24 protein-coding genes and 1 riboswitch are annotated in these 25,044 nt (G+C 61.0%); of the genes, 12 read left to right on the forward strand and 12 right to left on the reverse strand.

From position 1 onward, the window contains the following. Positions 1 to 31: 31 nt before the first annotated feature. Entirely contained in the window at positions 32 to 1,153 is a 1,122-nt protein-coding gene (locus GR212_RS20255; RefSeq protein ID WP_163988718.1) for an HPP family protein, read from the forward strand. Between the two features lie 110 nt (positions 1,154 to 1,263). On the opposite strand, the gene putA is transcribed toward GR212_RS20255, so the two are convergent. Further along, positions 1,264 to 4,968: a trifunctional transcriptional regulator/proline dehydrogenase/L-glutamate gamma-semialdehyde dehydrogenase gene (gene putA / locus GR212_RS20260; protein WP_163988720.1), complete on the reverse strand. Its 3,705-nt coding sequence runs from the start codon at positions 4,966 to 4,968 to the stop codon at positions 1,264 to 1,266. A gap of 185 nt (positions 4,969 to 5,153) precedes the next feature. Here putA and GR212_RS20265 point away from each other — a divergent pair, with 185 nt between their 5' ends. Together GR212_RS20265 and GR212_RS20270 are read left to right on the forward strand one after the other, a co-directional pair. Continuing rightward, entirely contained in the window at positions 5,154 to 5,615 is a 462-nt protein-coding gene (locus GR212_RS20265) for an Lrp/AsnC family transcriptional regulator (RefSeq protein ID WP_163988722.1), read from the forward strand. Between the two features lie 133 nt (positions 5,616 to 5,748). Next, a complete protein-coding gene (locus GR212_RS20270) occupies positions 5,749 to 6,015 on the forward strand; it encodes a hypothetical protein (protein WP_163988724.1) in 267 nt (88 codons plus the stop codon). A 46-nt stretch (positions 6,016 to 6,061) separates the two neighbouring features. Here GR212_RS20270 and GR212_RS20275 read toward each other — a convergent pair whose 3' ends face one another. Beyond that, a complete protein-coding gene (locus GR212_RS20275; protein WP_348643492.1) occupies positions 6,062 to 6,265 on the reverse strand; it encodes a 4-oxalocrotonate tautomerase in 204 nt (67 codons plus the stop codon). A gap of 96 nt (positions 6,266 to 6,361) precedes the next feature. On the opposite strand from GR212_RS20275, the gene GR212_RS20280 reads away from it, so the two are divergent. Next, the gene (locus tag GR212_RS20280; protein ID WP_163988726.1) at positions 6,362 to 7,246 is read left to right on the forward strand and encodes a LysR substrate-binding domain-containing protein; all 885 of its coding nucleotides are present in this window, start codon (positions 6,362 to 6,364) and stop codon (positions 7,244 to 7,246) included. Between the two features lie 250 nt (positions 7,247 to 7,496). On the opposite strand, the gene GR212_RS20290 is transcribed toward GR212_RS20280, so the two are convergent. Continuing rightward, the gene (locus GR212_RS20290; RefSeq protein ID WP_163988730.1) at positions 7,497 to 8,357 is read right to left on the reverse strand and encodes a LysR substrate-binding domain-containing protein; all 861 of its coding nucleotides are present in this window, start codon (positions 8,355 to 8,357) and stop codon (positions 7,497 to 7,499) included. Positions 8,358 to 8,484: 127 nt separating this feature from the next. Between GR212_RS20290 and GR212_RS20295 the strand changes: the two genes are divergently transcribed. Continuing rightward, on the forward strand, positions 8,485 to 9,345 hold the full coding sequence (locus GR212_RS20295; RefSeq protein ID WP_163988733.1) for an urea carboxylase-associated family protein: 861 nt from the start codon (positions 8,485 to 8,487) through the stop codon (positions 9,343 to 9,345). 106 nt (positions 9,346 to 9,451) lie between these two features. On the opposite strand, the gene GR212_RS20300 is transcribed toward GR212_RS20295, so the two are convergent. From GR212_RS20300 to GR212_RS20330, 7 genes are all read right to left on the reverse strand, one after another. After that, positions 9,452 to 9,811 (reverse strand): hypothetical protein, encoded by a 360-nt coding sequence (locus GR212_RS20300; RefSeq protein ID WP_163988735.1) that lies wholly within the window; start codon positions 9,809 to 9,811, stop codon positions 9,452 to 9,454. A 161-nt stretch (positions 9,812 to 9,972) separates the two neighbouring features. Continuing rightward, the gene (locus tag GR212_RS20305) at positions 9,973 to 10,581 is read right to left on the reverse strand and encodes a thiamine phosphate synthase (protein ID WP_163988737.1); all 609 of its coding nucleotides are present in this window, start codon (positions 10,579 to 10,581) and stop codon (positions 9,973 to 9,975) included. Further along, entirely contained in the window at positions 10,578 to 11,351 is a 774-nt protein-coding gene (locus tag GR212_RS20310) for a thiazole synthase (RefSeq protein ID WP_163988739.1), read from the reverse strand. Before GR212_RS20310 ends, GR212_RS20305 begins: the two co-directional genes overlap by 4 nt. A 3-nt stretch (positions 11,352 to 11,354) precedes the next feature. Beyond that, positions 11,355 to 11,552, reverse strand: coding sequence for a sulfur carrier protein ThiS (gene thiS / locus GR212_RS20315; RefSeq protein ID WP_163988741.1), 198 nt, complete (start codon positions 11,550 to 11,552; stop codon positions 11,355 to 11,357). Continuing rightward, on the reverse strand, positions 11,543 to 12,523 hold the full coding sequence (gene thiO, locus GR212_RS20320) for a glycine oxidase ThiO (protein ID WP_163988743.1): 981 nt from the start codon (positions 12,521 to 12,523) through the stop codon (positions 11,543 to 11,545). The genes thiS and thiO overlap by 10 nt, the downstream gene beginning before the upstream one ends. A gap of 1 nt (position 12,524) precedes the next feature. Next, the gene (gene thiC / locus GR212_RS20325) at positions 12,525 to 14,351 is read right to left on the reverse strand and encodes a phosphomethylpyrimidine synthase ThiC (RefSeq protein ID WP_163988745.1); all 1,827 of its coding nucleotides are present in this window, start codon (positions 14,349 to 14,351) and stop codon (positions 12,525 to 12,527) included. A 92-nt stretch (positions 14,352 to 14,443) separates the two neighbouring features. Then, a riboswitch (TPP riboswitch) is annotated at positions 14,444 to 14,575 on the reverse strand. 131 nt (positions 14,576 to 14,706) lie between these two features. After that, the gene (locus GR212_RS20330; protein WP_163988747.1) at positions 14,707 to 15,450 is read right to left on the reverse strand and encodes a hypothetical protein; all 744 of its coding nucleotides are present in this window, start codon (positions 15,448 to 15,450) and stop codon (positions 14,707 to 14,709) included. A gap of 549 nt (positions 15,451 to 15,999) precedes the next feature. Between GR212_RS20330 and GR212_RS20335 the strand changes: the two genes are divergently transcribed. Further along, positions 16,000 to 17,091 carry a porin gene (locus tag GR212_RS20335; protein WP_163988749.1) on the forward strand — a complete coding sequence of 364 codons (1,092 nt, stop codon included), beginning with the start codon at positions 16,000 to 16,002 and terminating at the stop codon, positions 17,089 to 17,091. A 210-nt stretch (positions 17,092 to 17,301) separates the two neighbouring features. Here the strand turns inward: GR212_RS20335 and GR212_RS20340 are convergent, their stop codons facing one another. Next, positions 17,302 to 17,943: a TetR family transcriptional regulator gene (locus GR212_RS20340; protein ID WP_163988751.1), complete on the reverse strand. Its 642-nt coding sequence runs from the start codon at positions 17,941 to 17,943 to the stop codon at positions 17,302 to 17,304. 496 nt (positions 17,944 to 18,439) lie between these two features. Between GR212_RS20340 and GR212_RS20345 the strand changes: the two genes are divergently transcribed. The 6 genes from GR212_RS20345 (at position 18,440) to GR212_RS20370 (ending at position 23,907) form a co-directional block, all read left to right on the forward strand. Then, positions 18,440 to 19,285 carry an EF-hand domain-containing protein gene (locus tag GR212_RS20345; protein ID WP_163988753.1) on the forward strand — a complete coding sequence of 282 codons (846 nt, stop codon included), beginning with the start codon at positions 18,440 to 18,442 and terminating at the stop codon, positions 19,283 to 19,285. Between the two features lie 354 nt (positions 19,286 to 19,639). After that, positions 19,640 to 20,212 (forward strand): RNA polymerase sigma factor, encoded by a 573-nt coding sequence (locus GR212_RS20350; protein ID WP_163988755.1) that lies wholly within the window; start codon positions 19,640 to 19,642, stop codon positions 20,210 to 20,212. Then, a complete protein-coding gene (locus GR212_RS20355; protein ID WP_163988757.1) occupies positions 20,205 to 20,654 on the forward strand; it encodes a hypothetical protein in 450 nt (149 codons plus the stop codon). The genes GR212_RS20350 and GR212_RS20355 overlap by 8 nt, the downstream gene beginning before the upstream one ends. Next, on the forward strand, positions 20,651 to 21,100 hold the full coding sequence (locus tag GR212_RS20360; RefSeq protein ID WP_163988759.1) for a periplasmic heavy metal sensor: 450 nt from the start codon (positions 20,651 to 20,653) through the stop codon (positions 21,098 to 21,100). The genes GR212_RS20355 and GR212_RS20360 overlap by 4 nt, the downstream gene beginning before the upstream one ends. A 75-nt stretch (positions 21,101 to 21,175) precedes the next feature. Continuing rightward, entirely contained in the window at positions 21,176 to 22,684 is a 1,509-nt protein-coding gene (locus GR212_RS20365; protein ID WP_163988761.1) for a DUF1800 domain-containing protein, read from the forward strand. Between the two features lie 2 nt (positions 22,685 to 22,686). Continuing rightward, complete coding sequence (locus GR212_RS20370; RefSeq protein WP_163988763.1) at positions 22,687 to 23,907, forward strand: DUF1501 domain-containing protein; 1,221 nt, start codon at positions 22,687 to 22,689, stop codon at positions 23,905 to 23,907. A 19-nt stretch (positions 23,908 to 23,926) separates the two neighbouring features. Here GR212_RS20370 and GR212_RS20375 read toward each other — a convergent pair whose 3' ends face one another. Continuing rightward, on the reverse strand, positions 23,927 to 24,823 hold the full coding sequence (locus tag GR212_RS20375) for an AraC family transcriptional regulator (protein WP_163988765.1): 897 nt from the start codon (positions 24,821 to 24,823) through the stop codon (positions 23,927 to 23,929). Between the last annotated feature and the right edge of the window lie 221 nt (positions 24,824 to 25,044).

Raw genomic sequence — 25,044 nt, forward strand, 5'->3', positions numbered from 1 at the left:
ATTCGAGACGGGTACATTTACAGGTTCTGCTATGTCATCACTGGATCCGCAATCGAAACCAGCCAGCGCGCGTTTTCGGCTCTTCACGCCCATTCTGGCCGGAGCCACCTTGCGGGAACGGCTTTTGGCCTGCCTTGGAGCGTTGATCAGTATCGCCGTAACCGGCATGATCGGCGGGTATTTTTTCGGAGACGGTATCGATCTTCCGCTCATTGTGGCGCCCATGGGCGCCTCCGCGGTGCTGCTGTTTGCCGTGCCCGCCAGCCCGCTTGCCCAACCTTGGTCGATCATCGGAGGCAACACGATTTCAGCGCTCATGGGCGTGTTTGCCGCCCATGTGGTCCATGATCCGGTCATTGCCATCGGTGTCGGCGTTTCATTGGCGATCGCGGCAATGTCGTTTACCCGCAGCCTCCATCCGCCAGGTGGGGCTGCGGCGCTGACCGCCGTGCTCGGCGGTCCGGCCGTGGCGCATTGGGGCTTGCTCTTTCCGTTGATCCCGGTTGCCCTGAACTCCTGCGTCCTCGTCGCTTTGGGCATTGCGTTCCACAAATTATCGTGGCGGTCCTATCCGCATGTTGCGGCGCCGGTTGCAGCCAATCTGCATGGAACCACCGACCTGCCGTCGGATCGGCGTGTCGGCTTCAATGAGCAGGATATCGATGCCGCGCTCGTCAACCTTGATGAATCGTTCGATATCGACCGCGGTGATCTTGGCAGATTGTTGCGACAGGTCGAGTTTGAATCGCTTGTCCGCTCCAACGGCAAGATCCTGTGCCGGGACATCATGTCACAAGACGTCATTTCGATCGAGGAAAGCGGCACGACGGAAGACGCCCGGGCCCTTCTCCTGAAGCACAATATTCGCACACTTCCGGTGAGGAGCGATGACGGTCGATTAATCGGGACCTTGGGCTTGCGCGAACTTGCGCACGCATCCGTTTCGTTCAAGGATCATATATCTCCAGCAGCGACTGCGTCAGCCGGGGACAAGGCATTGAGCCTGCTTCCGGTGTTGACCGATGGCCACACGCATGCCGTCATCATTATAGACGCGGAATTGAAGATCCTCGGCCTGATCTCTCAGACCGATCTTCTAAGCGCTGTGGCGCGTGCTCTCCCGGCTGGACAATCCGACAATCGGGCTGCGTGATCGGCGCGAGGTCCGAGGATCCCCATGGCTCTCCGGGCCTTCCGCAGGAAATACGATGGCCGGCCCCCTTCGGGGCCGGCCATCGCATGAATATCAGATCGCGTCCGATGTTATCCGATCGTCATCAGGCTGGCATTGCCGCCGGCTGCTGCGGTGTTGATCGAGGTTGTCACCTCTTCCAGCAGCCAGTTCAGGCAATAGGCATCGGCGCTCCTGGCAATTTCCTCGCTCGACGCCGCCTGGGTGAGAACGAGCGGGCCGGGGATTGCCGAAATCGTCCTGATCGCCGTTTGCACGCGCTCGGCATTGCCCTCGATGAGCGCGCCGGCAAATGGGCCATCCCCTTCCCAGTCTTTCGTCCAGGAGATGCGCTTGGCGATCTGCGCAGGCAGGCCGTGAAGCTCGCCCTGCAAGCCCGACGCGGCATCGATGACGATCGAATTGCCTGTCGCCAACCCGGCGGCGATCTGGACATGCAGGCCGAGCGCCGTCTGCGGAGCAAGCAAGATCCTGCCGCGTGGATGCAGCGCGTAAAGGTTCAATTCACCGACCGGGCCTTGAAGCTCGGTATTGAAGCCCAGAGACGATTGGGCGGCGACGGCACGCGCCTGCTTTGCCGCGTCCGCAGACCCCTTGCTTTCGAGCCAGGCGATGAACTGCTCGGCAGCCGGATCGCCTTGTACCGAAGCGTCGCGCAATGGTTCGGTCGAAGAGGCGACCAGGCGGCGCAGATACATCGGGCCGCCCGCCTTCGGGCCAGTGCCGGACAGGCCCCGGCCACCGAAGGGCTGGACGCCGACGACCGCGCCGATGATGTTGCGGTTGACGTAGAGATTGCCGGCGCGCACGCGCTCAGTGACATGGGCGATCGTATCGTCAAGCCGGGTATGCAGGCCGAAGGTCAGGCCATAACCGGATGCGTTGATTTCATTGATGAGCTTGTCCAACCCCTTGCGCTGATAGCGCATGATATGGAGAACGGGACCGAACACCTCTCGCTTGAGGTCGCTCAGCTTCTTCAGCTCGATGATGGTCGGAGCGACGAAAGTGCCTTTGGCGGCGCTCGCGGGAAGGTCGAGCTGCTCGACATTGCATCCGAGCTTGCGCATGCGCTCGACATGCTCATCGATGCCGCGCTTGGCATTGTCGTCGATGACCGGGCCGATATCGACCGCAAGCCGATCGGTCTTGCCGACCGACAGTTCGCGAAGCGCGCCCCGCAGCATCGTCAGGGTGCGATCCGCCACTTCTTCCTGCAGGCAAAGGACGCGCAAAGCCGAGCAACGCTGTCCGGCGCTGTCGAAGGCCGAGGCGATCACATCGCCGACAACCTGTTCGGCAAGGGCCGAGGAGTCGACGATCATGCCGTTCTGGCCCCCGGTTTCGGCGATCAGGGGGATTGGCTTGCCGAATTTGGAGAGCCGTTCTGCAAGCTGCGCCTGGATCAGGCGGGCGACCTCCGTCGAGCCGGTGAACATGACGCCAGCGGTTTCGGGCGCGCCGACGAGTGCTGCACCCATTCTGCCGCTGCCGGGTGCGAACTGCAGGACGTCGTGCGGGACGCCGGCTTCATGCAGAATGCGGATGCCCTGCGCCGCAATCAGGGGCGTGTTACCGGCAGGCTTTGCGACGACGGGATTGCCGGCGACCAGCGCGGCAGCAACCTGGCCGGTGAAGATCGCCAGGGGGAAATTCCACGGGCTGATGCAGACGACCGGACCGAGCGGAACGCTTCCAGGCGACAGCACCGTGCGCGCCTGCGTGGCGTAGTAGCGAAGGAAGTCGATCGCTTCCCTGATTTCGCCGACGGCGTTTGCGGCCGATTTGCCAGCCTCGCGGATGGTCAGGCCGACGAGAACGGGCAAGTCGCCCTGCATGAGATCGGCAGCGCGCTCCAGGATGGTGGCGCGCTCGTCCGGGCTCACGGCTGCCCAGCGCTCGGAAGCCGCAGCCGCAAGCCGCATGACATCGGGCGCATCCTGCGGTTCGAGTTCCGTGACGTGTCCAACGACGTCGGTGTGGTCGGCGGGGTTGAGGACCGCGCGGGCCGTTCCGCGTTCGGAGCCGTCTGCGAGCAGCGGCTTTGCGATCCAATCCGTGGCTGCGGAGGCCTGCAATTGCGCGGACAGATCGGAGAGCGCGGTCTCGTTGGAGAGATCGATGCCGCCGGAGTTTTGCCGTGCATTGCCGAACAGGTCCGTGGGCAGAACGATCTTGTCATGCTGCGCGCCGACGACGGACATTGCGCGCACGCGCTCGACCGGATCGGCGATCAGCTCGGACACGGGCACATCAGGATCGGCGATCTTGTTGACGAAGGACGAGTTGGCGCCATTCTCCAGCAAGCGGCGGACGAGGTAGGCGAGCAGCGTCTCGTGGGTGCCGACGGGCGCATAGATGCGGCAGGGCCGGCCGAGATTCTGAGCGCCGACGACCTCTTCATAGAGTGGTTCGCCCATGCCGTGCAGGCATTGGAATTCATACTTGCCGACGGAAAAATCGCGTCCGGCCATTTCGTAAATCGTGGCAAGCGTCTGTGCATTGTGGGTGGCGAATTGCGGGAAGACCACATCGGTCGCCGAAAGCAGCTTTTTGGCGCAGGCTACGTAGGAGACATCGGTATAGATCTTGCGGGTGTAGACGGGGAAGCCTTCCAGGCCGTCCAGCTGCGCGCGCTTGATCTCGGCGTCCCAGTAGGCACCCTTGACGAGGCGGACCATCAGGCGGTGTCCGGAGCGGCGGGCAAGATCGATGATAAAGTCGAGGACGAAGGGGCAACGCTTGCCATAGGCCTGCACGACGAAGCCGATGCCATCCCAGCCGGAGAGATCGGGATCGAGGCAAAGTTCTTCCAGGAGATCGAGCGACAGTTCCAGCCGGTCGGCCTCTTCGGCGTCGATATTGAGGCCGATATTATAGCTCTTGGAAAGGAGCGCCAGCGCCTTCACCTTCGGCAGAAGCTCGCTCATCACCCTTTCCGTCTGCGAACGCGAGTAGCGCGGATGCAGTGCTGAAAGCTTGATCGAGATGCCCGGCCCCTCATAGATGCCGCGGCCGGCCGATGCCTTGCCGATCGCATGGATGGCATTTTCATAGTCGCGATAGTAGCGCTCGGCATCGGCATGCGTCGTCGCGGCTTCTCCGAGCATGTCGTAGGAATAGCGGAAGCCCTTTGCCTCGAGCGCACGGGCCCGCCGCAAGGCTTCGTCGATCGTCTCGCCGGTGACGAACTGCTCGCCCATCATGCGCATGGCCATGTCGACGCCGCGACGGATGACAGGTTCGCCGCAGCGCGCGATCAGTCTTGTCAGCGAGGCGGACAGCCCGCCTTCATTGACCGTCGATGTCAGCTTGCCCGTCACGACCAATCCCCAGGTGGCGGCATTGACGAACATCGAGCGGCCGCCGCCGAGATGCGACCTCCAGTCGCCGCCGGCGATCTTGTCGCGGATCAACGCGTCGCGCGTGGCGGTGTCGGGAATGCGCAGAAGGGCTTCGGCGAGGCACATCAGTGCGACGCCTTCCTGGCTTGAGAGGGAGTATTCCTGCACCAGGCCTTCGACCCCGTCGCCCTTGTGCTTGGCGCGCAAAGCTTCGATCAGGGTCCTGGCCGTCTTCTTTGCAGCCTCGCGAGTGGCTTCCGGCAAAGTGGCAGCCTCGATCAGGAAGGGAAGGCATTCCGTCTCGGGGCGCCTGTAGGCGGCGGTGATTGCCTGGCGGAGCTGGCTTTGTTCACGGATGGGCGGCGCGAAATGTGAAAATGGGGCAGAGTCCGGAGCCGGTTCTTCAGTGGCAAGTTTGGCAGAGACAGTCATGATAACCTCAAGGTGCAAGGGTCCCGATGGCTTGAGCGGATGTCGGCGACATCGCCACCCGCAGCCCTCCCGTTGCTTCGATCAGAACATACTGCATTCCAGAAAAGCGTTCCGCCTTGAAACTGCGGCTTTCCAGTCATATTGAACTTCAATATTGCTTACTTCAAATAGGAATGCCTCCAAGAATGACCAAATCCAGTGAAATTGACCAGTTCGATCAAAAGATCCTCGACGCACTGGTCGAGGACGGACGCATGTCGATCACGGAACTTTCGGAGCGGGTCGGCCTTTCCAAGACGCCATGCCAGGCACGCCTGAAGAAGCTGATCGATTCCGGTTACATTGACGGCTTCAAAGCCATACTCAATCCGATCAAGCTTGGCCTGGATCACGTTGCCTTTGCCGAGGTGAAATTGACGGATACGCGCGAGGAAGCTTTGCTCAGCTTCAACAACGCGGTCAAGAAGATAAAGGAGATCGAAGAATGCCACATGATCGCGGGCCGTTTCGATTATCTTTTGAAGGTGCGGACCTCCGATATCCGCCGCTATCGCATCGTTCTTGGCGAAAAGATATCCAGCCTGCCTTTCGTTGCCAGCACATCGACCAATGTGGTGATGCAGTCGGTCAAGGAAAGCTGGTCCTAGTGTCGATGTGACATGAAAACGTCAATCAACGCCTCTGAGCGCCGGTCATATGCCTCACTTCATCGCGCCGCCTAGATTTCGCCAACCGAATCAGATCATTGCGAAACGCTAAAATGAGCATGATGGAGTACGCATGGAGACCAATGTCAGCGACCACGACCTTGTCGAGGTCATGAAGCGGTACTTTGCGGTGAAGGCCGAAGTCGAAGAGGTGAAGTCGCGCCTGGAGGTGGCAAGGCGAGAGAGCGGCGAGGAGATCGGTGTGTTTTACAATCCGCGCACCAATCAGAACCATGCCGCCGATATCATCCGCTCCCACGCTCTCAAGCAGGAGATGGCGCGGCTGATGGATCGGGCGGAGGCCTGGGGGCGGCAAGGCCTCCTGCCGGACGAGGCCTGACGATCGGATAGGGACCGCCAGGCCGCGATCATGAAGTCGGGTTGCCTCAGCTATCCGATTTCAGTTTGCCCGCCGTTGCCCATGACTCCTTCGAGATTTCGGTAATCACGATTTCCACCGATTCCGGCGGGCAGGCGAGTGTTTCCACGGCGGCCCTGGTCGCTTCGCGAACGAAGGCGCGCTTCTGATCCAGAGTGCGGCCAGGATGCATTTCCAAGCGCAAGATGGGCATGATGTCTCCTTGAGGTATGTTGCCGGATGTTCGGCGCGACGGACTATCTTGCAAAACCGTCAGGTGATAAATACGCTCGCATTTGTTTCATTCCGAACTTGCGGGTAGGTAATCGTGGACAAGTTGGCCGGCATGGCGATGTTCGTCAGAGTGGTTGAGCAGGGCAGCTTCGCCGCCGCCGCCGACATCAGCGATGTGTCGTCCACCATGGTCGCCAAACATGTCAGGACGATCGAACAGCGGCTGGGCGCACGCCTGCTTCACCGCACGACACGCCGTCACCAGCTGACCGAGGTCGGCAAGCTCTACTACGAACGCTGCAAGACGGTACTGGCGGAGGTGGAGCTTGCCGAGCAATCCGCATCGGAATTGCAATCGGCCCCGCGCGGACGCTTGCGGCTCGTCGCGCCCGTCAGTTTCGGAACGCAAAGCCTCGTGCCGGCGCTTGTCGACTATCTCCACCGGAATCTCGACGTCAGCGTCGATCTGGCGCTCGACAACAATCCGCATGATCTGATCGGCGAGGGCTACGAACTCGGCATCCATATCGGCGTCCTGACGGACACCAACCTCGTGGCGCGTCCGCTAAAACCCTATCGACGCATTCTTGCGGCTTCGCCGGACTATCTCGATCGCTGCGGCAGACCGCAGGCCCCGGAGGATCTCGTCGATCACATGTGCCTCGGCCATTCCTATTGGCGCTTGCAGGGGCGCTGGCATCTCGTCGGCCCGGAGGGAGAGACCCGAGAGGTCGCGATAAAAGGCAGGTTCACCGCGAACCAGGGCGCAGCGCTGCGCGTTGCGGCGTTGCATGGGGCCGGCATCGCGCTGCAGCCGGAGTTGCTGCTTGCCGCCGATCTCGATGCCGGCCGGCTGGAGCCGGTGTTGCCGCAATGGTCTTACAAGCCGACGCCGATGCATCTGGTCTATGCGCCGGATCGGCGCCCGACGGCGATGTTGCGCAGTGTCATCGACTTTCTGGTTGCCCGCTTCGGCTGAGGAACGAGTTCCTGTCGCCCACGTGAGACTTTGATCAGATCGGATCATCGCACGGGAGGGTGAGGGGTGTGACCAAGGTGGTGTTGAAGACCGTGGCTGCTGCGGCAGGCATGGGCGCTGTAACGGTCGGGCGCGTGCCGAACGGCCGTGGCAATGTTTCGCCGAAAACGGCGGAGAGGATATCCATCGCAGCCAGGCGGCCTGCCGGTCGCGCACCGCCTGGTCCCTCGCAGATCGCGGGCCTCACAGCCTACTTGCTGACGGAAATCAGCCAGTCGCGAAATATCTCCGCCTCGCGGGAAAGGCGGCTGGCCTGAAGCAGCCAATATGACTTGTCGGTATCCAATGGCGTGTCGAACAGAGTAACCAGCGTGCCATTCGCCATTTCCTCGGCAATCAGGGATGTCGGGCAGAGACCGATGCCCTGGCCGCCGATGACCGATCCGATCATCAAGCTGAAATCGGCAAAGATCGGCCCTGCATTTGCCGGTCGGGAAACACCCGCCAGCGCGAACCATCTTGCCCAGGACGCCATCGTTTCGTCCTGCAGGAGATCGGCAGCAGCAAGATCGGCGGGTTGATGCAGCGGACCGTGACGGCGTTCGTATTCCGCCGAACAGGTCGGCCGTGTCTCGGCAGACAAAAGCGAAACGGCGTTCGCCGCCGGTCTCTGTCCGTGGCGGATCAGAAGATCGACGCCCGCTGCTTCGGGTGTGCGTGCATCCAGCGCGTAGACGATGTTGATGCGGATATCGGGATGGTCTTTGTGGAAGACGGGCAGGCGGGGTATCAGCCAGCGCGTGGCGACCGAGGCAATACATGCCACGCTGACGGGTCGGTCGGGGCTATCGAGCCGTACTTGCCGCGCGGCGATTTCGATATGTCCCAGACTGGCTGTAACTGCCGCCCCGAATTCGCGGCCCGCCGTCGTCGCTGTGACGCCTCGCGCCTGGCGGTTGAACAATGCCACGCCCAGCCAACTCTCCACGGCACGCACATGCTGGCTTATGGCGGCTGCCGTCAGATTGAGTTCGGCTGCCGCCTTGACAAAGCTCTCGTGACGGGCGGCGGCCTCAAAGGCGCGCAGCGAGGCAAGCGGAAGGTGTTGCATCGCTCAAGGCTAAGCAAGGCTTAGCCAAAGAGCAAGGATAATCGATGTTGTGCGCCTGTCCCATATCCTTACATTGCTGGAAGGCCGCATGGCTCGCTTCCAACTCGTTAAGGAATGTAAAGTCCTCATGAACAGCCTCTTTGATATGCCGGCTCCGGCCGATGCCGAGGAGCGGCGCCGCAAGCCGCCGGTCGTGGTCTATCCGAATGGAACGCTGCAGCCCGCTGATATGGATCTGCTTCATGCAGCCCGGCAGGGCATGGCCAAGGTAGACGAAGTCATCGTGCCGCCGCGCGAGGGTGGCAGCTTCCGGGTGCCGAAGGGGCATTTCTTTCGCATCGTCAGCGTCGAGGGCTCGCAGGTCGGCGACCTCAATCTGTGGAACGCCAAAGACCTTTCGGAACGGTTTTTCAGCGGCAAGACCCGCGCACTGCACGCAACCCATGTCGGTATCGGCGATCGGCTTTGGAGTATCTTGCCCTATCTTCGGCCGATGGCGACGATCACGCACGATACGCTCGGCTGGTACGGTTGGGATGCGGACGGAGCCGGCGTTCATGACGTGATCGGCACACGCTGCGACCCCTACACCAATAGGCTGCTGAAGGGGGACGACTATCACCAGTGCTGCCACTCCAATCTGTCGCGCGCCCTTGCAAAAGAAATGAACATTCCGGTCCAGGAGGCGGAGTTTCACGTTCATGATGTGCTGAACGTCTTCATGTGCACCGGCTTCACGCAGGACACACATCAGTATTTCATGAAGGCAAGTCCTGTAAGGCCGGGCGATTTCATCGAATTTTTTGCGGAGATCGATCTCCTTGGCGCTCTTTCGGCCTGCCCGGGTGGCGATTGCGGCAGCGAACATTCGAGCGATACGGTGCCTTGCTATCCGCTGAGGGTGGAAATCTGGCGTCCGTCGCCCGAACGTCTTGCCGGCTACGTTTTCCCTGAACGCAACGCCTATCCCCGCACGCACGGGTTATAATTCGACGGCGTGGTCGCTAAAAAAATCGCCGGCAGTCTGCGGCTGCCGGCAATTCCAAATCGTTTAAGAGGCGGATCGTCCGACTAGGACGAACTCGCCCGGCATCCTAGTTACAAACGCGAATGCGCTCGTAGTGCCAGCCATCGTCATACTGGTTTTGAACCGCGCGGTTCTCGAACCAGCATCTGGGCGGGGGCGGCGGAGGTGCGGCATAGACCGGGCCGCCGCCGCCATTGGCTATAGCGCCGCCGATCAGGCCGCCGATGAGGCCAGCGGCGACGCCGCCGGCGATAACCCCGCCATTGCCATGGTGGTGATGACGACGCCAGTCGTCGTGGCCGCGCCAGTCGCCGCGATAGGGCGGGCGGCCGTCATATTGTTGTGCCTGCGCGAAGCTGGCGGGCGCCAGTGCGCCACCTACCACCGTCGCGGCCAACAAAACCGTAAGAACTGTTTTCTTTATCATGACTACCTCCAAAGCAGTCGTTCATGCTCAGCGAATGCGCGAGTCATTTAATCAACGTCTTAAGCATGATTATGTTCAGCTGAATATTTTATGAATGTGCCATTCATCGGGCAGCAGGTCCGGAATGCAGCCCAAGGTGCACGATATAGCGCCTGATTTCATCAGCCAGACGGAGGTCGCGTTGCCTTGAGCCATTCGCGCGTCCGCGATTCGGGGTCGGTATTGCGAGTGATGTCGGTCACGACGGCGGCGATGTCGGCCCCGTGCCCGAATACGGCGCCCAGACGTTCGACGGTCAGTCCGCCAATCGCGACCAGCGGCATGTCGCCAACACGCGCTTTCCATTGGCCGATACGTTCCAGACCCTGCGGCGCCCACGGCATGGCTTTGAGAATGGTCGGATAGATGGGGCCGAGCGCTATGTAGTCTGGCTCGGCCGCAAGCGCGGTCGCCAATTCCGCTTCATCGTGCGTCGATAGCCCGAACCTCAATCCGGCCCGGCGAATGGCGCAGAGGTCCGCCGAAGCAAGATCTTCCTGACCGAGATGGATGAAATCGCAATCCTCCTCGATTGCGAGTTGCCAGTAGTCGTTGACGATCAACTGGCATCCGTGAGCAGCACAAACTGCCTTCGAAGCATTTATCTCCATGCGGATCTCCGGCGGCGTACGGTCCTTGATGCGCAGCTGCACCAGCTTGACGCCGAGCGGCACCAGCCTCCGGATCCAGGCGGCGCTATCGACGATCAGGTAGAAGGGATCGAGAGTCATGGGAAAACCGCCCTTCCGATGAGGGGCGTAGACGGCACGGCCATATCGCGCGGCTCCAGCATGCCCGCGGCAAATCCCTGTCTGCCGGCATCGATCGCCTTTGCGAAAGCTTCCGCCATCGACGCCGGATTGCTGGCACCGGCAACGGCCGTGTTGAGAAGCACGGCATCAAAGCCGAGTTCCATGACGGCGACCGCATGGGACGGCCGGCCGATGCCGGCATCCACGATGAGCGGCACATCCGGAAAATGCGCCCTCATGGAGCGAAGTGCGGAAAGGTTGAGCGGACCTGCCGCCGATCCGATCGGTGCGCACCAGGGCATCAGGACCTTGCATCCGGCGGCCAGAAGCCGTTCGGCGACGACAAGATCGTCCGTCGTATAGGGAAAGACCTCGAAGCCTTCGCCCGCAAGAATCCGGGCCGCCTCCACCAGCGCGAAGACATCGGGCTGCAGCGTATCGTGGTTGCCGATCACTTCGAGCTTGATCCAGTTGGTTCGAAACACCTCGCGCGCCATCTTCGCGGTCAGGACCGCTTCCGAAACTCCATGGCATCCGGCGGTATTGGGAAGAACATGGACGCCAAGTTCGCGGATCACGTCGAAGAATGCACCGCCGTTGCGGCCGCCGGCCGCTTCCCGGCGCAACGAGACCGTCACGATTTCGGTTTGGGAGCGCCGCACCGCGTCCGCCAGCACGGCGGGAGAAGGGTAGCGTGCCGTGCCGAGAAGGAGGTGGGACGCAATCTTGGTTCCGTAAAGGTCGAGCATGGGTCAGCCTCCCTGCATCGGCGTGAGGATCTCGATCCTGTCATTGTCGGCGAGCCTGTGGTCGTCGCGCTCCTCGCGGTGGATGAGTTCGCCGTTGATGGCCGTTGCCAGCCATTCCCCCTCATAGTCGAGGGCGGCCAGAAGCTGCGAAAGTGTGGCGGCCTCGACGATTTGAGCTTCGCCATTGATGATCAGGCGCATGGGCGGTTCCTGTCGTTGTTGTGTCCGGAAAAGACGAGATCTGCTGCTTCGACAGCCATCGCCGGCGCCAGCAGGAAGCCATGGCGATAAAGGCCGTTGATCAGGACGGTTCGGTCCTCCCGCGTTACCCGTGGCAGATTGTCGGGAAAGGCAGGGCGAATGCCGGCGCCGGTTTCGACGACGGCGGCATCGGCAAAGGCTGGATGCAACGCGTAGGCGGCGTTCAGCAGCTCCATCAGCGAGCGGGCCGTGATCGGCCCTTGAAATTCCGTTTCGATCATTGTCGCGCCGACCATGAACAGGCCGTCGCCGCGCGGCACGATATAGACGGGAAAACGCGGATGCAGCAGGCGCACAGGCCTTGCAAGGGTGACCTCGTGCGTCTGCAGGCAGAGCATCTCGCCACGAACACCCCGCAGCGGCCGGTCTTGACCGATGCGGGCAGCTCCCGTGCAGTCGATGATCGCTTCGAATTCGGCACCATCCGCTACCCCGTGGTCGAAGGCGACGCCCCTTGCCAGGAGATCGTCCTTCAATGACTGCAATATCTCCCGGGGATGGAGGTGTGCTTCCTGCGGAAAGAACAGGCTATGCCGGAAGCGACCGGCGAGCGACGGTTCGAGGGTGGCGATGTCGTGTTCGTCGACCCAACGATAGCCGGTCGTGCGGCTGGCGAAGCGTTTCACCTCGCTTTGGTCGCGGTTGGGCGCGACGACAAGCGTCCCGTTGCGGACAATCTTGCCGGGCAGGATCGCTTCCCATCGATCGGCCGAATCGCGCCCGCGTTCCAGCAACGCCTCATCGGCGCTTTCCCGTTCGCACCAAGGTGCCAGCATGCCGCCTGCAAGCCACGAGGCGGCTCGGCTAAAATCCGGGCAGGGGTCCGATATTGTCACCTCAGCGCCGCGTCGAAGCAGTTGGTGGGCCACGGCGAGGCCGGCAACGCCGGCCCCTTTGACGAGGATGCGCATATCACTCGGCCGGCTCTGCGGTGACGTCGATCGGCATGTAGAGGTCGCCGCCCTCGCGATATTTTGCCGCCATCGCTTCCAGTCCCTCCTTTTGTGCCTCGGCGCGGATGTCATGCGAAATCCGCATGGAGCAGAACTTCGGGCCGCACATCGAGCAGAAATGCGCGACCTTGTGGGCTTCCTTCGGCAGGGTTTCGTCATGGAAGCTGCGGGCGGTATCGGGGTCGAGCGACAGGTTGAACTGGTCCTCCCAGCGGAATTCGAAGCGCGCGCGCGACAATGCGTCGTCGCGGACTTGAGCGGCGGGGTGACCCTTGGCGAGATCGGCCGCGTGGGCGGCGATCTTGTAGGTGATGACGCCCGTCTTGACGTCGTTGCGATCTGGCAGGCCGAGATGCTCTTTCGGGGTAACGTAGCAGAGCATGGCCGTACCGAACCAGCCGATCATCGCAGCGCCTATGCCGGATGTGATGTGATCGTAGCCCGGTGCGATATCGGTGGTCAGCGGCCCGAGCGTGTAGAAGGGCGCCTCGCCGCAGACGGCGAGCTGCTTGTCCATGTTCTCCTTGATCTTGTGCATCGGCACATGGCCGGGTCCTTCGATCATGACCTGGCAGTCTTTCGCCCAGGCGATCTTCGTCAGTTCGCCCAGTGTCTCGAGTTCGGCAAATTGCGCGGCGTCGTTCGCATCGGCGATCGACCCGGGGCGTAGACCGTCGCCGAGCGAGAAGGAAACGTCATAGGCGCGGCAGATATCGCAGATTTCCTCGAAATGCTCGTAGAGGAAGCTCTCGCGATGATGATGGAGACACCACTTGGCCATGATCGAGCCGCCGCGCGAGACGATGCCGGTGACGCGATTGACCGTCAGCGGGATGTAGTGCAGCCGGACGCCGGCATGGATGGTGAAATAATCGACGCCCTGTTCGGCCTGCTCGATCAGCGTGTCGCGGTAGACTTCCCAGGTGAGATCCTCGGCGATGCCGCTAACCTTCTCCAGCGCCTGATAAAGCGGCACGGTGCCGATCGGCAGTGGCGAATTGCGGATGATCCACTCGCGGATGTTATGAATGTTGCGGCCGGTCGATAGATCCATGACGGTATCTGCGCCCCAGCGTGCTGCCCAGACCATCTTCTCGACCTCCTCGGCCATGGAGGAAGTGACGGCGGAATTGCCGATATTGGCGTTGATCTTCACCAGGAAGTTACGGCCGATGATCATCGGCTCGCTTTCCGGATGATTGATGTTGGCCGGGATGATCGCGCGGCCGGCCGCGACCTCCTGACGCACGAATTCCGGGGTGACATGGTCGGGAATATGAGCGCCAAAGCTCTCGCCGTCGCGGATCATGGTCTCGGCCTTCGCCTTGCGGCCGAGGTTCTCACGGATGGCGATGAATTCCATTTCCGGGGTGATGATGCCGGCGCGGGCATAGGCGAGCTGGGTCACTGCCTTGCCGTCTATGGCCCTCAGCGGCTGACGCTTAGCCGGAAAGTCCGGTGTGAGCCGCTCGCCGGTGACGAAGCCATTGTCCTCGGGACGCACATGGCGGCCTTGATAGGCTTCGACGTCGCCGCGAGCGAGCACCCAGTCTCGGCGCAGCTGCGGCAAGCCCTGCTCGATGCTGATATCCGCGCTTTCGACGGTGTAAGGGCCGGAGGAATCATAGACGATGACGGGCGGCTCGCCCGATGTGGGGTGAACGCTGATCTCGCGCATCGGTACGCGGATATCGGCATGGATGTCCCCGGGGACGTAGATCTTCCGTGATGCCGGCATCGGGCCGGTGGTGACAGTCGGGGTGAGGTTCTTTGCGGCAATGGTCATGGTTTGAGGCTCCAAGTTGCGGTTGGAGACCCAGTCAATCAGCCGGAATGATGAAAAGACGCCGGCATGGAATCCACACGGGAATCCGAAGCCTTCGAGCGCTCGCACCGTCCCTACGCCAGTATGAACTGGATCAGGTTCAACGGGTCACTGCGCCACAACAGGCAAAGCCTTATTGTCCAGCAGTATCTCAGCCCCTTGCCGGGACCCCCCTGGTGAATGACGGAAGGCTATGCTCTCCCGTCCGCTCCTGTCAACCCCGCAGCAAGCAGCGCAATTCCCCGGAGATTCGCGACTTCCATGTATGCAAGTGACAACCTATGCGAGATTGATAAAGCTGCGGCTTGACGCCGCGTCAGTAGCGCGGCGCGGTATTGCCGACGAAGCGGTGAGGGCCGGTGTGGGATAGCTTGCTGGCGGTATCGAGCCAGATCTTGCCGCCCAGTGCACGCCAGCGACGGCAGAAGGCGAAATCTTCGCTGAGATAGAGGCCCGTCTCCTCCTCGATCATGCATTCAAACAGCGCGTATTGCGTGCCTGGCGATGGCTTCGTGCTCGGATAGGCATGAATGGCATTGTAGCGCAGCCCCGAATAGGCCTCGGTCATCGCCTCGATGACCGTACGCTTGATGAGAAGCATGCCAGTTCCGGCATAGACGGCACTGACAAAATCGCCGTCCCGTTCGGCGCTTTGGCCAACCAGAGGCGTGCCGACGTAATGAAGCGCGGCGGAAGCAAGCGAGGAGCCATCCTGAGAATTGGTGCGGGCGGCCGTGTTCCAATCGTAATCCTTGATGGGATACATCGCCGCGACGACATCCTTGTCGGCTTCCAGCAATCGCATCACCTGATCCGGTTCGAAGCTGATGTCGGCGTCGATAAACAGCATATGGGTGGCTGCGGTGTCATTCAGAAAGGACGATACGAGCGTGTTGCGGCTGCGGGTAATCAAGGCGTCATTGCCGAGGAGAGCAAGCGTCAGCTGTATGCCGGCCTGCGCACCTGCCTGCATCAGGGAAAAGATCGATTGCATGTAATCCTTGGTCACGAGGCCGCCGAAGCAGGGAGTCGCTATGAAGATCAGGCGGTTCTCGTTCATTCGCAATGTGTCCCCTTCGATGGCGCGATTCGCCGAAATCTAGGGAGATTCGATATTTCTGTGTGTATCGATTTATTGAGTTTTGTTTCCCAACTTTGCTGCGGCGGCCAGACGATATTTGGCCGCTGACTGGCCGGGCGAACGCCTGTTGAAGCATTGGCGGCCATGGATCTGATGACATATTCCCGGCCATTGCCGGCATCGAGCGTATCCGGGTTGCAGCCCGAGTCGTCAGTTGCATTTAGGCAACAGCGCCCAAGTCTAACGCCAAAGCCCGTTTCATATAATTGACAAACATACGGCCTGTTTGTAAGTCAAAAGCAGGACATAATTTGTCTTACGGTCGAGCAGTCGGCCGGATCGGTAGGGGCATTTCAAAACCTTTGCCGCGGGGTCAATCATGGAGGTTCGAGGGGACTCAAGCCAACATCAGGTGCGTATTTGCCGGGCTGCCCGGTCGCGTTTCAGACCGAACCGATCTTCGGGGTAGCATTTCCAGCTTTGTACTCGCGGTAAATTAGAAATGCATATTACAACCAGGAGTTTATAATGAACATCAAGAGCCTTCTTCTCGGCTCCGCTGCTGCGCTGGCAGCAGTATCCGGTGCCCACGCAGCTGACGCGATCGTTGCTGCTGAGCCCGAGCCGCTGGAATACGTCCGCATTTGCGACGCATACGGTGCTGGCTACTTCTTCATTCCGGGCACGGAAACCTGCCTCAAGATCGGCGGCCGCGTCCGTTCTGAAGGTGAATGGTACGATGCCTACAATCCGAACAGCAAGGTCGGCACGCTGTGGCACACTCGTGCCGAGCTGAACGTCGACACCGCGACCGACACCGAATACGGTCCGCTGAAGACCAACATGGTTCTGCGTTGGGACTGGAACGACGGCGGCTCCACCTCTACGAAGCTGCTGTTCGCAAACATCAGCCTCGGCGGCTTCACGGTTGGTAAGCTCGACTCGCAGTACAACCTGTATGTCGGTTACGCTGGCGACGTCATCAACGACGACGTGATCTATGACGGCCCGTACGAACTCAACCAGTTGACCTACAACTACGACGCAGGCAACGGCTTCACGGCTGTGATCTCGCTCGAAGATTCCAACTCCAGCGGCTCGGGCGCTTCCTATGGCGCTGGCTGGTGGTCGGACGACAAGTCCAACCATTACGCTCCCGACGTTGTTGCCGGTGCCGGCTTCAAGTCTGGCGCATGGGGCTTCAAGGTCGTCGGCGGTTATGACTCGATCGTCGAAGAAGGCGCCATCAAGGCTCGTGTAGACGCTGACTTCGGCGCATTCTCGGCCTTCTTGATGGGCGGCTGGAACACCGACGGCGACAAGCTCAACAAGTACGCAGGCACCAACCTCGATCGTTCCGCTTGCCCGGCTGATCGTCCGGCGCTGTGCGGCTGGGGCGACTGGGCTGTCTGGGGCGGCGTTGGCGTTCCGATCAACGAAAAGCTGAAGTGGAACCTGCAGCTCGCCTACACCGACTCGAAGATTTTTGCCGCTACCACGAACGTCAAGTGGAACCCGGTCAAGAACCTGCTCATCGAGCCGGAAGTCTCCTACACCAACTTCGATTCTGTAAACCAGGATCAGTGGGCTGGTATCCTGCGCTTCGAGCGTAGCTTCTAATCACAGAATTACCCGGCATCCTTGCCGGGTAAGAGAAGCCTGACGTTCCAATCCGTTGGGCTTCTTTCATCGATCGGTTGACCTCCGATCAAAGTAAAGGATCCGGCTTTCCCTCCGGATCCTTTTTTTATTTCCGGAGCAATCCGGGAAAGGCGCCTGGCGCCTTCCGTTCGAAATCGCGTCGAGTCACATGGAGAAAGTGGCCGGACATCAGGCCGGGGAGACCGCCATTTCCTGGGTCTGTGCCAACGGGAACCATGTCTTCAAGACCATTTTGATGAACATCTGACCACAGGGAACAAGCTGGAAATTGCCCCTGTCGAGTGTCCATTCGCTGATCAGGCCGCCGATGACGGCGGTCAGCGAGGAAGCGGCCGTATCCGGCGTCCAGGGCGCCGGCAATTTCGTTTTCTCGTCCATCAGGGTGAAGATGCGTTCGAAGTGTTCGTGCATGTCGTGTCGGAAGGAGCTGGCGCGGCTCGTGGTGCCATCGCAAAACGCCATGTCGAGGTGCATCATCACTTTCAGCATGCTGCGCTTGCGTGGATCGCCCTGAACATCGTCGAATATCGCCGCTATCGTCTCTGCGATAAGATCGAGCGGATTGGGCGGCAATTCCCTGGACATCCGCTCCGCCAGTTCCTGAAACGGCTGCTGCGCCTCATCGCGGATTGCGAACATCAATCCCTGCTTGTTCTTGAAATGCCAATGCACCGCGCCCCGTGTAACCCCGGCGGCGGCAGCTATCTCCTCCAGGCTGACATTTTCATAGCCCTTGTCGAGAAACAGAGCCTTTGCAGAGTGCAAGATCTCGCTCCTCGTTTCCGCCGCCTCCTCCTTAGTGCGCCTCATTCACGTCTCCACAGAAACCAATCTTCAAGCTGTGCCCCTCATTTTTGTTCTTGTTCCATCAGTGCCGCTCGTCGTCGGGATCCCTTGCCCCATCGACGTTCAGCACAGTGGTGATATTTATATACTCCCTAAAAATCGGGGAAGGAAATCGCAATAGGATGTGTTCGTCAAGCGCCTATAAGCCACGCGCAAGTTTCGGTGTGCAGTTTCGCTCCGTTGGGAAGTGAAAATCGAAAATGTGCAGATGCCGATGCAGCCATGATGGCGAGATGCATTGGCGGGGCGATCCCGAGTTCGCCGGCACTGGAAACGACGCATTGATCAAGTTGGGGCGCAAAACGCGCTTGATCTCCAGCGTTCGCACCGCCATCCGCTCATATCGATGATCCAGGCCGGGTCTTCACCTTCTCCGGTGGGGCTCAGTGACAGTCGTGTTCAAAGTCGCATACGCGTAAGCCATTCGAGTTTCTCTCAACGCTCGTATCTGGAGGCCCCAATGACGAGCATCTCCTCGATTTCATCGAACAATTATTATCAGTATCCGACGTCGCGTTCGACAGCCTCGACCGACGATGATTCCATCTCATCGTTGTTGTCCGATAGCTCCTCCGGCAATTCTTCCGGCGCGAGCTCGTCATCTTCTTCGGACTCTTCGGACTCTTCGGACGACTCCTCGCAGATCGCGTCGGCGCAACAGCTGATCGCGCAACTGATGAACATCATCCTCAATCTGCAGGCCAACAGCGGCACCGACGGCTCGACCTTGAATTCGGACGATGACGGCAGCTCCGCCACATCGAGCACCCAGCATGCGTCCGCGAGCGGTACTCAAAGCAGCAAGCAGAGCGACCTTATCAGCGCCATGGACACCAATGGCGACGGCAGTATCAGCGAGGCGGAGTTTGTGGCCGCACGGCCGGCCGACGTCAGCGAAACCCAGGCGCAGCAACTGTTCCAGAGCTTCGACAAGGGCAATACCGGCTCGCTCACCGAAGCGCAGCTCGGCAAAGCCATGCACGCGGGTCACCATGGCCATCACCAGTCGTCCGGACAGCTGACGGATGACGAGCTTTCCAGTGCGTTTTCCTCGATGGATACGGATGGTGACGGCAATGTCAGCCAAGCCGAGTTCGTTGCCGCCCGTCCGGCCGACGTGAGCGAGGACCAGGCAACGGCGCTGTTCAACAGTCTCGATACGTCCGGCTCCGGCTCGTTGACGCAAAGCCAGTTCGAGTCGGCCATGAAGGGGCAGCAGGCACAGCAATCGCAGTTGCCCGATTTCGCCAGCTTCTATACCGCAAATGACCAGGATCAGACGACCAGCGATCTGTTGACGCTCTGACCGAATATGAGCTTTCGCATTTGACCATGCGAAGTGCCGGCAATCCGGGCAAGAGCGCTTGGGGCCTCTGCGTCCGGGTGAGCCGGCTCCTTTCGTTCACTCGTTGGGGCGGGCGTCAAGCCCGAAAAGAAAATCTGAAAATCCTTGAGTTCAGAGCGACGGAACTTGACGAGTGTATCGTTCAACGACTGTGAGCCTGTGTTTGATGTCGAAGGATGATACGCTGACCGAGATGCTGCGATCCGATGGGCGCCTCTTGCTCGAGTCGACGGTTGACCGATGGTTGCCAACCGAAAGCCTGGGCCAGATGCGGGAAGCCCGTATCGTACGAAACCGCAACGGTGGCGACTGCCGATGAAATGGGATCGCGCCCCCAAGAGTGGCGACCCGGATGAGGATCTGCTCGGACGTATCGCCGCCGGCGACGCTCCGGCGATGCGTACCATGGTGGCGCGTCAGCTGCCGCGTATCGTGGCGGTCGCGACCCGCATGCTTGGCGATGCGACCGAGGCCGAGGATGTGGCGCAGGAGACGCTTTTACGGGTGTGGCGGCAGGCCGGCGGCTGGCGGCAGGGCAATGCCCGCTTCAGCACCTGGGTGCACCGGGTTGCGATCAATCTTTGCTACGACCGCCTGAGGCGGCGCAAGGACGTTTTGGCCGAGCATCCGCCCGAGATCGAATATGAAGGGCCGGCGCCGGATGCGGGCCTGCTGAGTGAAGACGATCCGTTCCGGCGTGTGGAGCGAGCCATGCAGATGATCGCACCCCGGCAGCGGGAAGCAATCGTTCTGGTTTATTATCAGACACTGTCGAATGCCGAGGCGGCCGAGATCATGGATGTCAGCATCGATGCATTGGAGAGCTTGCTTGCGCGGGGAAGACGCGCGTTGCAACTGCTTTTGTTGAGGGAAGAGGGCGATGGTTGAGAATATCGCGGGTCCTATGAATGCCGAGAGATTCGAGACGCTGGTTGCTGCCTATGGAGGCGATATCGGTCGTTGGCCGCAGGCAGAGCGTGCGGCCGCGCGGAATTTTGCAAAGAGCCCGGGCGCGTCCCAAGCGCTTGCGCGCGCAGCCGGCCTGGATGCGCTGCTCGACACCTATGTCGTCAAACACAGTGACGCCGGTCTGGAAGAGAAAGTTCTGGCAAAGCTCGCGCGCCGCCTGACGATCCGAAACTGGTTCCGCTTTGGCTCCGCCGGCATCGGCCTTGTCGGTGTCGGCATCGCCGGTGCGCTTGCCGGCAGCATCGCTATTGCCGTGCTGACGCCCGGCCTGACATCCGATACCTCGGTCGCCTCCGAGGGAACAGCAACCATGTTCGGCGATATCGGGCCGGACGCGGCCATAGTGCAGGATAGCCAATGACGGATCGCAGCTTTCGCATAGTGGTCATATCACTGCTCGTGCTCAACACGTTTCTGATCGGCGCGCTGGCCGGCGGTGGATTGACGTGGATCCGCAAGACGCAAATGCGTGCCGGCATGATGCCGCTCGCCGGCGAGCAATTGCCGTCGTCGCAGCGGAGGGCCCTGCGTGCGGCATTGAGCGAGGCGCGCAAGAACGAACACGAGACCATCCTCGAGGCGCAGCAGGCCAAGGTCGATGCCGCCTCCATCCTGGGTCAGCCGACTCTCAACGCGGAGGAACTCGCCGCGGCGCTGGCGCGAGCCCGGAACGCTGATTTTGCGTTGCGCACAAAGCTTGAACAGCGCGCCGTCGATTTTGCCGCAACGCTCTCTTACGACGAGCGCCGTGCGCTTGCCGCAAGCCTGGTGCGGCGCATCGTACCGAGGACCGCTGCCACAAAATGATCATACTTGCCGAGCGACGGATCGGAAGGGCGCTTACGTTGAAGGAGTATGTTTGATGCAGGATTTGGCAGGAACATGGCTCAGCAATCGAATGATGTTAATGCCGCGCTCGCGCTTTCTCGATTTGGGCTAGGCGCAGACCATAACGGCATCGCACCAATCGCCTCGGATCCGCGCGGCGCATTGATGGAGGAGATCACGGAGCGCTTCGTTCCGGTTCCGGTCGGGCCGCAGCTTCAGTCCACGGCCGATCTTCTGGTTTCTCTGTACGCATTCCAGCAACAGCGCAAAGAGGCGAGGCAACAACAGGCCGCAACCGCCGTCAACGCCATGCCGCGGGACATGCCGGCACAGGGACCGCGACAGCCATCGGCCCAGCCATCGGACACCATGACAGCTCCGCCGAGCAATGAGGCGATGGTTGTCGCGGTCGGCAAGGCGGTTGAGAGGGTGGAGAAGCCTTCGATACCCTATCTTCCTCAGGAGATCCTGGTGGCCGAGGTGGAGGCCCGCTTCAACGGCACCATCCGGCAGCCATTGATCGGCTTTGGCGAGCGGCTCGCCATGTTCTGGGCAAATCATTTTGCGGTTGCCGTGTCGAAGAGCGAGGAGGTTCATATCGCTGCCGGCGCCTTCGAGCGCGAAGCCATCCGGCCGCATATCTTCGGTCGTTTCGCCGACATGCTGCTCGCCGTCGAGACGCATCCGGCGATGCTCGGCTATCTCGACAATCAGCAGTCGATCGGTCCCAATTCGAAAGCCAATGCCAATAAGAAGCGCGGTCTCAACGAGAACCTCGCCCGCGAGACGCTGGAACTGCATACGCTCGGCGTCAATGGTGGCTACACGCAGGCCGACGTGACGACGCTTGCCGGGATCATCACCGGCTGGACCGTAGCACGCGCCGACGGCAAGCTCGGTGCGTCCGGCACCTTTGTTTTCAACGCGGGCGCTCATGAACCCGGTGACAAGACGCTGCTCGGCCTGACCTATGCGGACAAGGGCGTCGAACAGGGGCGGGAAGCGTTGCGGGATCTTGCCCGCCACCCTGCCACCGCGCAACATATCGCCACCAAGCTCGTCCGGCATTTCGTCGCTGACATCCCGCCGCCTGCGCTTGTCCAGACTGTTGCTGCGACCTTCAGCAAGACGGACGGCGATTTATCGGCTGTCTATCGCGCCCTGGTCAGCTCCGAGGATGCGTGGAACCCGACGCTCTCAAAGGTTCGCTCGCCCCTGGAATTCATGGCCGCACTTCTACGGGCAAGTGGCGAGACGCCGAAACCGAATGTCATCCTCGGCACCCTGACGGCGATGGGCCAGCCGTTCTGGGCGCCTGCCGGACCCAACGGCTTTGCCGATACCGCCGATGCCTGGGCCTCCAGCGAGGGTCTCAGCATGCGCATGGATGTCGCCAACATGATCGCGAATGCGGTGCCGCCCCAGGTCGATCCGCGTCGTTTCGTCTCCGATTGCCTGGGGCCGCTTCTTTCAAGTGAAACGCTCCAGGCCGTATCGCGTGCCGAGACCCGCAAACAAGGGCTGGTGATCGCTTATCTTTCCCCCGAATTCCAAAGGCGCTGACCATGACCTGTGAACTCATGACACCCACCCGTCGTGCCGTGCTGGGCGCTTCAGGCGCCCTGTTTGCCTGGGCCTTCATCCCGCGCTTTGCCCATGCCGCCGGTGGACGCGATCCGCGCTTCATCACCATCATCCTGCGCGGCGCGCTCGATGGTTTGACGGCGGTGCCCCCCGTTGGCGACCCCGATTATCAGATGCTGCGGCAGTCGATCGCCATGACCACAAGCGGCCCTAACGCCGCGCTGACGCTCGACAGCTTCTTTGCGCTCCATCCGTCGATGCCGAACTTTAACCGGCTTTATCGCGCAGGTCAGGCGGCAGTCGTGCATGCCAGCGCAACGCCTTATCGCGACCGGTCGCATTTCGACGGTCAGGACGTGCTGGAATCCGGCTATGAGACGCCAGGCCGTGTCGAGTCCGGCTGGCTGAACCGAATGCTGGAGGGGCTGCCCAAGGGCGACAAGGTTTCGCCCGCCGCATCGCAGATTCGCGGCTTGTCCGTTGGCGCAAATGCACCGCTCGTCATTCGCGGCAAGGCGCCGGTTCTGGGCTGGTCGCCATCCAACCTGCAGCCGGTCAGCGACGATCTGCCACCGCGCCTCATGGATCTCTACAATCACACCGACCCGCTGTTTGCGAAAATTCTTGCCGAGGGTATTTCGACCGGCAAGATCGCCGCCGGTCTCGACGTCAAGGCGCGGGGCGGCCCGGGCGATCCGACCGGCATGGAGCAGATGGCCAGAGGTGCGGCCCGTCTGCTGGCGCAGGACGATGGTCCCCGTGTCGCGGCACTTGCCTTCGAGGGATGGGACACCCATGCCGGCGAGGTGGATCGGCTCAACAAACTGCTTGTGGGTCTCGACAATTCGTTCGCTGCGTTCCAGCAGGAGCTCGGTTCCGCCTGGAAGGATACCGCGATCCTCGTTGCGACCGAATTCGGCCGCACGGCTCAGGTCAACGGTACGCAAGGCACGGACCACGGCACAGGAACGACTGCCTTTCTTGCCGGTGGCGCGATCAGGGGCGGCCGGGTGATTGCCGATTGGCCCGGTCTGAAACCGGCGCAATTGCGCGACGGCCGTGATCTTGCCGCCACCACAGACCTGCGCGCCGTCGTCAAGGGCATCGCGGTCGATCTGCTCGGCGCATCTTCCGTGGTCTTGGCGCGCGATGTCTTCCCCGGATCCGATCATGTCATGCCGATGAAAGGGCTGATCGTCTGACCAGCTCCGATGCTTGACGTCAGGGCCAGTCGGCATAGCCTGATGACAAGGTGCTTTCGGCAACCTCGCTCTTGCGGGCGACGTTGCGATAGGCGGCCGGCGAAAAGCCGGTTTTCCTCTTGAAGAAGTGGCTGAAATAGGTGGGGTCGCGAAAGCCGAGCCCGTCCGAAATTTCCTGCACCGTACGGGCCGAGCGCTCCAATCGCAATTTTGCCTCCTGCACCACCCGTTCGTGCAGCAATTGCACTGGCGAGCGGCCAAGCGCGTTCCGGCAGATGGCATGCAGCCGGTCGGTGGTTACGCCGAGCTCGCGCGCATAGTCCGTCATCGGCCGATGCTGCCGGAACCAGGCTTCCACAAGCTGGCGATATCTCTGCAGGATCGATGCATTGCCGCCGCGTCCGCGCTGCTCTGAGGTCTCTGCGCCGCCGGCGCGCCAAAGCGCCATCAGGATCAGTCGCATATAGGCTGTAATCGCCATCCAGGAGGCCCGCGATGGATCGTCCAGTTCGCGAACGAAGCCGGCTGTGAGCGGCTGTATCTCGTTAACGGCATCGATATTCGGTTCGGCCATGAACCAGGCCTGCTCGCCGAATATCCTGAGCGCGTAGGATTCCGCCCGGTCGCCGATGGCATCGACCATGATCTGCGGCGAGGCGCCGACAAGGAAGCCGGCAGCCCCTGCCGCCATATGCAGCGCGCATCGCGATTGCGGCGGGAGGTAGGCGAGGGTCGGTCCCTGTAGGCTTCTCTCTTCCTCTGTATCCAGAACGAATGTCGCTTTACCCGCCTTCAACAGGAAGAGGTGATGAAACTGGGCGTAGAGACCTTTCTGAAAACGAATGGTGCGATGCGTCAGCGACGGCTCGCGCCATTCCCCACGAGCGTGAAGATGGATGCCGCTATCCGAAACCAATCCACCCTCCTTTGCATGACGTGACCGGAGCGTGACATGATTGCCAGATATTTACAATATTAACCCAGAAAATCACATTCAAAGCCCGCTCCAACCGCGTAATCTCCTCTCATGGGCCTTTGGGAGGAGGTTTTCACACGGAACATATGCTTGGCGAGGCTGCATCCCGGCCGCGTCGATCCGTGCGCGCCTTTCCCCATTCAGATCGTTGCAGGCTTGAC

This window comes from Martinezella lusitana (assembly GCF_010668395.1).
In the GTDB taxonomy this organism is placed as follows: Bacteria; Pseudomonadota; Alphaproteobacteria; order Rhizobiales; family Rhizobiaceae; genus Rhizobium; species Rhizobium lusitanum_A.

What these genes read in the sequence shown, in the direction of transcription:
- GR212_RS20255 (WP_163988718.1), top strand. Translation starts at nt 32, where the DNA reads ATGTCATCACTGGATCCGCAATCGAAACCAGCCAGCGCGCGTTTTCGG.
- putA (WP_163988720.1), bottom strand. Translation starts at nt 4,968, where the DNA reads ATGACTGTCTCTGCCAAACTTGCCACTGAAGAACCGGCTCCGGACTCT.
- GR212_RS20265 (WP_163988722.1), top strand. Translation starts at nt 5,154, where the DNA reads ATGACCAAATCCAGTGAAATTGACCAGTTCGATCAAAAGATCCTCGAC.
- GR212_RS20270 (WP_163988724.1), top strand. Translation starts at nt 5,749, where the DNA reads ATGGAGACCAATGTCAGCGACCACGACCTTGTCGAGGTCATGAAGCGG.
- GR212_RS20290 (WP_163988730.1), bottom strand. Translation starts at nt 8,357, where the DNA reads ATGCAACACCTTCCGCTTGCCTCGCTGCGCGCCTTTGAGGCCGCCGCC.
- GR212_RS20295 (WP_163988733.1), top strand. Translation starts at nt 8,485, where the DNA reads ATGAACAGCCTCTTTGATATGCCGGCTCCGGCCGATGCCGAGGAGCGG.
- GR212_RS20300 (WP_163988735.1), bottom strand. Translation starts at nt 9,811, where the DNA reads ATGATAAAGAAAACAGTTCTTACGGTTTTGTTGGCCGCGACGGTGGTA.
- GR212_RS20305 (WP_163988737.1), bottom strand. Translation starts at nt 10,581, where the DNA reads ATGACTCTCGATCCCTTCTACCTGATCGTCGATAGCGCCGCCTGGATC.
- GR212_RS20310 (WP_163988739.1), bottom strand. Translation starts at nt 11,351, where the DNA reads ATGCTCGACCTTTACGGAACCAAGATTGCGTCCCACCTCCTTCTCGGC.
- thiS (WP_163988741.1), bottom strand. Translation starts at nt 11,552, where the DNA reads ATGCGCCTGATCATCAATGGCGAAGCTCAAATCGTCGAGGCCGCCACA.
- thiO (WP_163988743.1), bottom strand. Translation starts at nt 12,523, where the DNA reads ATGCGCATCCTCGTCAAAGGGGCCGGCGTTGCCGGCCTCGCCGTGGCC.
- thiC (WP_163988745.1), bottom strand. Translation starts at nt 14,351, where the DNA reads ATGACCATTGCCGCAAAGAACCTCACCCCGACTGTCACCACCGGCCCG.
- GR212_RS20330 (WP_163988747.1), bottom strand. Translation starts at nt 15,450, where the DNA reads ATGAACGAGAACCGCCTGATCTTCATAGCGACTCCCTGCTTCGGCGGC.
- GR212_RS20335 (WP_163988749.1), top strand. Translation starts at nt 16,000, where the DNA reads ATGAACATCAAGAGCCTTCTTCTCGGCTCCGCTGCTGCGCTGGCAGCA.
- GR212_RS20340 (WP_163988751.1), bottom strand. Translation starts at nt 17,943, where the DNA reads ATGAGGCGCACTAAGGAGGAGGCGGCGGAAACGAGGAGCGAGATCTTG.
- GR212_RS20345 (WP_163988753.1), top strand. Translation starts at nt 18,440, where the DNA reads ATGACGAGCATCTCCTCGATTTCATCGAACAATTATTATCAGTATCCG.
- GR212_RS20350 (WP_163988755.1), top strand. Translation starts at nt 19,640, where the DNA reads ATGAAATGGGATCGCGCCCCCAAGAGTGGCGACCCGGATGAGGATCTG.
- GR212_RS20355 (WP_163988757.1), top strand. Translation starts at nt 20,205, where the DNA reads ATGGTTGAGAATATCGCGGGTCCTATGAATGCCGAGAGATTCGAGACG.
- GR212_RS20360 (WP_163988759.1), top strand. Translation starts at nt 20,651, where the DNA reads ATGACGGATCGCAGCTTTCGCATAGTGGTCATATCACTGCTCGTGCTC.
- GR212_RS20365 (WP_163988761.1), top strand. Translation starts at nt 21,176, where the DNA reads ATGGCTCAGCAATCGAATGATGTTAATGCCGCGCTCGCGCTTTCTCGA.
- GR212_RS20370 (WP_163988763.1), top strand. Translation starts at nt 22,687, where the DNA reads ATGACCTGTGAACTCATGACACCCACCCGTCGTGCCGTGCTGGGCGCT.